Here is a 7,289-nt window from a genome sequence, read left to right as displayed (position 1 = left end):
GCCAGAACCGCGCCCCGCTCCGGAAGCTCGACGCCGACGCCCTCGCCGCGCGGATAGCGCAGCGCGATCGGGCCCGTGTCATGCGCGTGCGCCGTCGCCACCATGTGCACCAGCTCGGCCTCGTCGGAAGCCGCCATCACGGTCATGTTCGGCAGGCAGCACAGATACGCCAGGTCGAAGGCTCCGGCATGGGTCGCCCCGTCGGCGCCGACCAGCCCGGCCCGGTCCAGGCAGAACCGCACGGGCAGGTTCTGCAGCGCCACGTCGTGCACGACCTGATCGTAGGCCCGCTGCAGGAAGGTCGAGTAGATCGCCACGAACGGCCGGTAGCCCTCCGTCGCCAGGCCGCCGGCAAACGTCACCGCGTGCTGCTCGGCGATGCCCACGTCGAAGGTCTTGTCCGGATGCGCCTTGCCGAACAGGTCGATGCCGGTGCCGCCCGGCATCGCCGCGGTGATCGCCACGACCTTGTCGTCGGCATCCGCCGCCTTGATCAGGCTCTCGCCGAACACGCGCGTATAGGCCGGGGCGTTCGGCTTGGCCTTGGCCTGGACGCCCGAGACCACGTCGAACTTGACCACGCCGTGATACCGGTCGGCCGAGGCCTCGGCCGGGGCGTAGCCCTTGCCCTTGCGGGTGACGACGTGGAGCAGGATCGGGCCGTGCTCGGCGTCGCGGACGTTCTTGAGCACCGGCAGCAGCTGGTCGAGGTTGTGCCCGTCCACGGGGCCGACATAGTGGAAGCCCATCTCCTCGAACATCGTGCCGCCGCCCACCACGAGCGAGCGGGCATACTCCTCGGCCGCAGCGGCGCGCTGGTAGAGCGCCTTGGGCAGGAGCTTGCCGAGCTGCTTGGCGGTCTCGCGCAGCGACTGGTAGGTGCCCCCCGAGGCCAGCCGGGCGAGGTAGCCCGACATGGCGCCGACCGGGGGCGCGATCGACATGTCGTTGTCGTTGAGGATGACGATCAGGCGCGAATGCAGCGCGCCGGCATTGTTCATGGCCTCGTAGGCCATGCCGGCCGACATCGAGCCGTCGCCGATCACCGCGATGGCGTTGCGGCGCTTCACACCGCGGCCCTTGGCCTTGGCGGCGTCGGCATCGAGGTCGCGGGCGACCGCCATGCCGAGCGCGGCGGAGATCGAGGTGGAGGAATGAGCGGCGCCGAACGGGTCGTAGACGCTCTCGGAGCGCTTGGTGAAGCCGGACAGGCCGCCGCCCTGGCGCAGCGTCCGGATACGGTCGCGGCGCCCGGTGAGGATCTTGTGCGGGTAGCACTGATGGCCGACATCCCAGACGATGCGGTCGTCGGGGGTGTCGAACACGTGGTGCAGGGCGACGGTGAGCTCGACCACGCCGAGCCCGGAGCCGAGATGGCCGCCGGTGATCGAGACCGCGTCGATCATCTCGGCCCGAACCGCGTCCGCCACCGCCTGCAGCTCCGATTCGGGAAGCTGGCGCAACGCAGCCGGCTCCGGGACACGGTCGAGAAGCGCGCTCAGCTCGGGGGAAATCGCCACGGCATCAACCTCTATCGGACGGGATCGGTCTGACCGCCGAGCCTCAGGATATATCGAGCGGCGCCACGCCCTCGGGCCGCCCGTCGGCACCGAGGGTGATCCGCTGGATCCGCGCCTCGGCCCGCTTCAGCAGCGCCTCGCAGTGCTTCTTCAGCACCTCGCCGCGCTCATAGATCGCCACGGACTCGTCCAGCGGGACATCGCCCCGCTCGAGCCTGCGCACGATTTCCTCGAGTTGCTCCAGCGCCTTCTCGAAGGGCAGGTCGCCGGCGGCCTGGGCCACCTCGGGTCTGCTCGCGTTCATCCCACACACATCCTTTGGGTCGGTTCTAAGGCGGCAGCCGGTGCGGCCACAACCCACGCGAGGGCGGCACCGGGGCGATCCGCACCGTTTTGGCGTGACGCGGCGGCCTTTGCGCCACACTCGGCGCGCCTTGCGGAATGCCCCCGGACGACCGCGCACAGGGCGGCAGGGGCCAACAACCGGAAGTTTCGGGAGCGGCCGTCACGGAAGCGTGAGACAGAAGGGCGTCCCCTCGAACGCCTCGGCGCCGCGGCCGATCCGGGCGATCGCCGCGACCATGCGGCCGTCCCGGTCGAGCATCCGGTCGGCGATCGCCACGAACAGGGGATTGGGGGTGGCCGACGGGGAGGCCGCCCGCAGGGCGTCGGCGATCGCGCCCTCGTCGCGCTCCGGCGCCAGCGCGCAGGCCGCGATATAGGCCGCCGCGGTGGAGCGGCTGATCCCGGCATAGCAATGGATCACCAGCGGCTTGTCCCGGGGCCAGGCCCGCGCGAAGGCCAGGATGCCGGCGACGTGCTCGTCAGCCGGCAAAACGTGTCCGTCCCGGGGCTCCGCGATGTCGCTGACCCCGATGACGGTATGATTCTCAGCATTGATCAGCGCCGGCCGCTCGAGCGGCGTGCCGACATTGACGAGCGTGAGCACGTGGCTCGCCCCGGTGGCGGCGACGGTCTCGGGGAGGCGCGAGAGGGGGCAGACGTGAAGACTCGGCATGCGGCGGCCCATGGCGCGGGATCGTGACGGATCGAGGGCGGAGGTCGCCGGGCTCAGGTCCGGCACAGGGTCTGGAAACGGTCGAGGAACTGCGCTTCGGCCTGGGCGGTCGGCCACGGTTCGGCCAGGGCCCGGACGGACTCTGGCAGCTCCGGGGCTGCGCCGAAATGGAGTTCCGCTTCGTCGGGCGCGAAGCCCGCGAGCTCCACGGCCTCGATATGGGCGGCGATCCGGTCGGCGCGCTTGACCAGGCGGCCGAGGGCGGGCGCGGGCTCGGCCAGGCCGAATCGGCCGCGCACGGCGGCGAGCAGGCGCAGCTCGACCCCGCGATAGGCGTCGCCGATCGCGGCCTTGAGCGGCGAGATGATGTCGCCGACCACGTATTCCGGGGCATCGTGCAGCAGCAGTTCCAGCCCCTCGCGATCGGTGCAGCCGGGGGCGATGTGACGGCCGACCGCCTCCACCAGCAGGCTGTGCTGGGCCACCGAGAAGACGTGCGGCCCGCGGGTCTGGCCGTTCCAGCGGGCGACCCGGGCGAGCCCGTGGGCGATGTCGGCGATCTCGATGTCCCGAGGCGCAGGGTCGAGCAGGTCGAGGCGGCGGCCGGACAGCATCCGCTGCCAAGCCCGGGGCGCCGGATCGTGCGTCTCGGTCATGCCGGGCGTCCCAGTTCGGCGCAGGGGGCGTGCCGGTGGCAGCCGACGAGGTGGTCGTTGACCATGCCGACGGCCTGCATGAAGGCGTGCACGATGGTCGGCCCGCAGAAGGAAAACCCTTCCGCCTTGAGAGCCTTGCCGATCGCCCGGGAGACCGGCGTCTCGGTCTGGATCTCGGCGCGGGTCCGTGCGGTACCCTGGATCGGCTGCCCGTCCACGAAATCCCACAGGAACGGCGCAAAGCCGGGGCCGCTCCCCTCGATGCGCAGCCAGGCCCGGGCGCCCGCGATCGTGCCCAGGATCTTGGCGCGGTTGCGGATGATGCGGGGGTCGTTCATCAGCCGGGCGACCTCGGCCTCGCCGTAGCGGGCGATGGCCTCCGGATCGAAGCCGGAGAACGCGTCGCGGAACCCGTCGCGGCGGCGCAGGATCGTGATCCAGGACAGGCCGGCCTGGAAGCCGTCGAGGATCAGCTTCTCGTAGAGCGCGCGGCCGTCGCGCTCGGGCACGCCCCATTCCGTGTCGTGATAGGCGACGTAGAGCGGGTCGTGGCCGGCCCACCAGCAGCGGGGGCAACCGTCGGGATGATCGATCAGGCCGGTCTCGGACATCCCGCCGGTTTAGCGAGAACAGGAGCGGAACGCCATCGCCGCTCCGCGGTCCGATGCGCGGTCAGGCCGCCGGCGATCCGGCCGTCTCCGGCAGCGCGAAGGTCGCGTAGGCCGGCTTCTCGAGCGTCACCGGACGATCGCCGGCCAGCGGCGTCGCACCGGCCGCGAGCGCGTCGGCCAGGCGGTCGAGCCGGACGAGGGCGAGGCCGCGCGCGCCCGCGGCGCTGCCGGTGGTGCCGAGCGCCTTGCCGCCCGCGGTGATCTCGGTGCCGGGGGGCGGGGCCTCCCCGGCGTAGCGGGCCGCCAGCATCCGGGTGCGGGCGGTGCCGCGGTGCTGCATCCGCGAGACCACCTCCTGGCCCACATAGCAGCCCTTCTTGAAGTCGACGCCGCCGAGCTGATCCATCAGCGCCTCGTGTGGGAACGCATCCCCGTAGGCGTAGTCGCGCCCGCCCTCGGGCACAGCGAGTGCGATGCGGTGCCGGTGATAGTCGGCCTCCGCGGCATCGGCCGAGAAGGCGCCTTCGGCCGCGTAGAGCCGGGCGCCGAGATCGATGTGGCGGGTATCCGCGACCATGTCGGTCTCGACCGCCGGGGAGGCCCCCGCCCAGGAGGCCGCCACCGCCACGGTCGGGTCGACCGCGATCGCGACCTGCGCGCGCAGCCGGTAGAGGGTCAGGCGCTTGGCCAGGTCGGCGGCGCGGTCGATGGCCGTGTCGAGCCGGAACCCGTCCGGGATCCGCGAGATCAGGAAGTCGAACAGGATCTTGCCCTGCGGCGCCAGCAGGGCGCCGAGGCGGGCCTCGGCATCCTCAAGGGTCTCGACGTTGCAGGTCAGCACGCCCTGGAGCAGCGCGGCGGCCTCCGGCCCGGTAACGGTGACGAGGGCACGGTCGGGCAGCAGGGCGACGGGCATGGCAGGCAGATCCTCACGCGACGGGGGCGATCCGGCGGTCCGGATCGCGTGGCCGGGAGGTAGGTGCTGCGGGTGCCCGCCTCAACCGTCCGGATCGCCCGACGCCGCTCTCCTCAATGCTGGAGGGTCGTGGTGAAGGCACCGCCGCGGATGCGCTCCGGAAAGCCCTCGGCGTAGCGCGCGGTGGCCTCCTCGCCGTAGGTCATCACCAGTTCCTGGAAGGCGGCGAACAGGGCGGCCTGCGCCATGCAATCACCGTCGAGCCCGTCGAGGCAGCCTTCCGCGAACGCTTCCGAGACGTAACTCAGAGCGACGCGTTTCTCCTCGACATCGACCTCGATGGGGGCGGTCTGAGAGATGTGCTGCATGGGCCCGATACTTCCGTTGCGCCGGGCACGGGACCCGGCGGACGAGAGAATGATAGGCGGCTCCCCGCGCCTCGGCCAGCCGGGAATTTCAGATCGGTTAACGCGGGCGCTCGAAGTTGATGCTTTTCGGGGATGCCGGAAAGGTGTGTTGCCTCTGCATCACCCGCCGAAACGCCCAGCCAAGGCGTGCGACAGCCTGTCGCCCTCGGCGACGTAGCGGGCGGCCGCCTCGTGCGCGGCCGGGGTGCAGACCCGGTAGGTCAGCGCGTAGCTGCGATAACCGCGATTGTAGGCGCCCGCCAGCCGGTCGCGGCGGGCCGGGGTCACGCCCTCGGAGTCGATCAGCGCCTTCATGCGGGAGGGCCATTCCGCAGCGTCGGGCGCCGCGCAGAGGCTGCGCAGGAAGGCGAGCGCCCCGATGATCTCGGACATCCGCATCAGGTCGCGGTCGTAGGGAGCGGGCGCGTCCGCCTGCGGGGTCGTCTCCTTGGCGGATTCCTTGGGCGCCTCCTTCGCGGGAGCCGGCGCCGCGCGGGTGCCGCGCTGCTGCGCCAGGGCCGGGCCGGCCAGGGTCGCGGCCAGGCACAGGATGACCGGAAACCTCACGCGCGCGCCCCTCTGTCGCGCACCCGCGCGAACGCCTCGTCCAGGGTGTCGATCAGGCCCGGGGTCGTCGCGAGGCCGGCGACCTCCTCAAGCGTCGCCCAGCGGACCCCGAGGGCTTCCGGCCCGGCCACGGGCTCGCCGCCCCGCCACAGGGCGGCATGCGGATGGACGACGTAATGGTGGCGGGCGCGGCCCGCCTCGTCCCGGACGATGATCTCCGTGGGCGAGAGAACGCCGACCACCTCGGCCGTCAGGCCGACCTCCTCGGACAACTCCCGCAACGCCGCCTCGGCCAGCGCCTCGCCCGCTTCGACGAGGCCGCCCGGCAGGGTCCAGACGCCGCGCATCGGCTCGTTCGCCCGGGCTGCCAGCAGGACGCGCCCGTCGCGGATCACCGCGATCGACGCGCCCACGAACGGCCGGGTCGGGAACAGGCGGCTGCCACCATCGGCCACGCCCTCACTCATGGCTTGCCTCCGTCCGGGGCGATGACGGCGACGCGCCCGTCGGCGAGGCCGACGAGCAGTCGCGTCGCCGCGCCCTCGCCCAACGCCACGATGCCGGTGGTCGCCGGCGCCGGCAGCGGGATGCGCAGGCGCTCGTGCAGCGACCCCTTGGCCTGGATGAGGGCGATTTCGGGACGGCCCGCCACCGGCAGGACGAGCTCGGGCGGCCCGGCGGCCGGGATCGTGACGGCGAGGTCGGCATCGCCCTCGCCGGCCGCGTAGCCCGGGGCCTCGCCGGCCGGTTCGATCGCGTCGGTGGACAGCGTCCAGAGCTGCAGCAGCCCCCGGGCGCTCACCGACGCGGCCTGGACGCCGCCGGAACCGGCGAAATCCGCGATGCCGGCGATCTTGAGGGGTGGCCCGGGCTGCGGCGGCGTGCGCGCCGTGACGGCCCAGCCCGCCTGACCGTCCGGGTGCCCGATCAGCACGAGCCCGCCCGCATCCGCTCCCGCGAGGGTCGCGGCCAGGAGGGCCGGGCGGCCGGCGAGGCGCAGCAGGCGCGGCCGGAGCGGCGCGAACACCGCCTCGCCCCCCGCCGGTACCGTGACGGTGGCGACCGGGACGGGCTTCGGGTCGGTGCTGACCGCCATCGGCTGGCGTTCGCGGATCGTGAGGACCGCGGCGGCTTCGCTCCCGTCGGGCGCCCGGGTGCGGCCGGTGAGATAGGCGCTCAGCGCCCCGGCCAGGACCCGGCGCGAGCCCGGCAGGGCGCCCCGCGGCGTCTCGGCGGCGGTCAGTCCCTCGACGGCGTCGCGGCCGATCGGCCGGACCGTGACCGTGCCGTCGACCACGTTGAGCACCGCGCCGCCGTCGTCGCCCCAGACCACGGCGATCGGGGCGCTCTCCTCGTCACCCGCCGACGGGCTGGATTTCGCGCCGGCGATCGGCAGCAGGCCGGAGGTCGCCACCGAGACCGCGGCCTCGCTGCGCGGCCCGCGCAGGGCCCGCACCGTGAAGGGCAGGTCCAGGATCCGGACGCCCGGCGCCTCCGCGCGGGCAGAGGCGAGCGGCGCGCACAGACTCAGGCCGAGGAGGATCGCGAAGCTCCGGCGCCCGACGGCCGGAGTGTGGCGCATGGCGGTCAGTCG

General features: G+C 72.9%; 10 protein-coding genes. All 10 read right to left on the bottom strand.

All coding sequences use genetic code 11. From position 1 onward, the window contains the following. On the bottom strand, nt 1-1,520 hold a 1,520-nt coding region (gene dxs, locus AKJ13_RS15105; protein ID WP_050734067.1), incomplete at its 3' end, for a 1-deoxy-D-xylulose-5-phosphate synthase. Between the two features lie 43 nt (nt 1,521-1,563). Continuing rightward, a complete protein-coding gene (locus AKJ13_RS15100; RefSeq protein ID WP_007564235.1) occupies nt 1,564-1,824 on the bottom strand; it encodes an exodeoxyribonuclease VII small subunit in 261 nt (86 codons plus the stop codon). Nucleotides 1,825-2,025: 201 nt separating this feature from the next. Next, entirely contained in the window at nt 2,026-2,538 is a 513-nt protein-coding gene (locus AKJ13_RS15095; protein ID WP_050734083.1) for a protein-tyrosine-phosphatase, read from the bottom strand. Between the two features lie 53 nt (nt 2,539-2,591). Continuing rightward, nucleotides 2,592-3,194 (bottom strand): hydrolase, encoded by a 603-nt coding sequence (locus AKJ13_RS15090; protein WP_050734066.1) that lies wholly within the window; start codon nt 3,192-3,194, stop codon nt 2,592-2,594. Further along, on the bottom strand, nt 3,191-3,805 hold the full coding sequence (locus AKJ13_RS15085; RefSeq protein ID WP_050734065.1) for a DNA-3-methyladenine glycosylase I: 615 nt from the start codon (nt 3,803-3,805) through the stop codon (nt 3,191-3,193). The genes AKJ13_RS15090 and AKJ13_RS15085 overlap by 4 nt, the downstream gene beginning before the upstream one ends. A 61-nt stretch (nt 3,806-3,866) precedes the next feature. Beyond that, on the bottom strand, nt 3,867-4,721 hold the full coding sequence (locus AKJ13_RS15080) for a folate-binding protein YgfZ (RefSeq protein WP_050734064.1): 855 nt from the start codon (nt 4,719-4,721) through the stop codon (nt 3,867-3,869). Between the two features lie 113 nt (nt 4,722-4,834). Continuing rightward, nucleotides 4,835-5,089, bottom strand: coding sequence for a hypothetical protein (locus tag AKJ13_RS15075; protein WP_007564226.1), 255 nt, complete (start codon nt 5,087-5,089; stop codon nt 4,835-4,837). A 159-nt stretch (nt 5,090-5,248) separates the two neighbouring features. Beyond that, nucleotides 5,249-5,695 carry a TIGR02301 family protein gene (locus tag AKJ13_RS15070; protein ID WP_050734063.1) on the bottom strand — a complete coding sequence of 149 codons (447 nt, stop codon included), beginning with the start codon at nt 5,693-5,695 and terminating at the stop codon, nt 5,249-5,251. Next, nucleotides 5,692-6,162: an NUDIX hydrolase gene (locus tag AKJ13_RS15065; RefSeq protein ID WP_050734062.1), complete on the bottom strand. Its 471-nt coding sequence runs from the start codon at nt 6,160-6,162 to the stop codon at nt 5,692-5,694. Before AKJ13_RS15065 ends, AKJ13_RS15070 begins: the two co-directional genes overlap by 4 nt. Continuing rightward, nucleotides 6,159-7,277, bottom strand: a complete 1,119-nt coding sequence (locus AKJ13_RS15060; protein WP_050734061.1) for a hypothetical protein — start codon at nt 7,275-7,277, stop codon at nt 6,159-6,161. Before AKJ13_RS15060 ends, AKJ13_RS15065 begins: the two co-directional genes overlap by 4 nt. Nucleotides 7,278-7,289 lie beyond the last annotated feature (12 nt).

The organism is Methylobacterium sp. ARG-1 (assembly GCF_001262595.1).
Taxonomy (GTDB): Bacteria; Pseudomonadota; Alphaproteobacteria; order Rhizobiales; family Beijerinckiaceae; genus Methylobacterium; species Methylobacterium brachiatum.
This window is presented reverse-complemented; position numbering and strand designations above follow the sequence as displayed.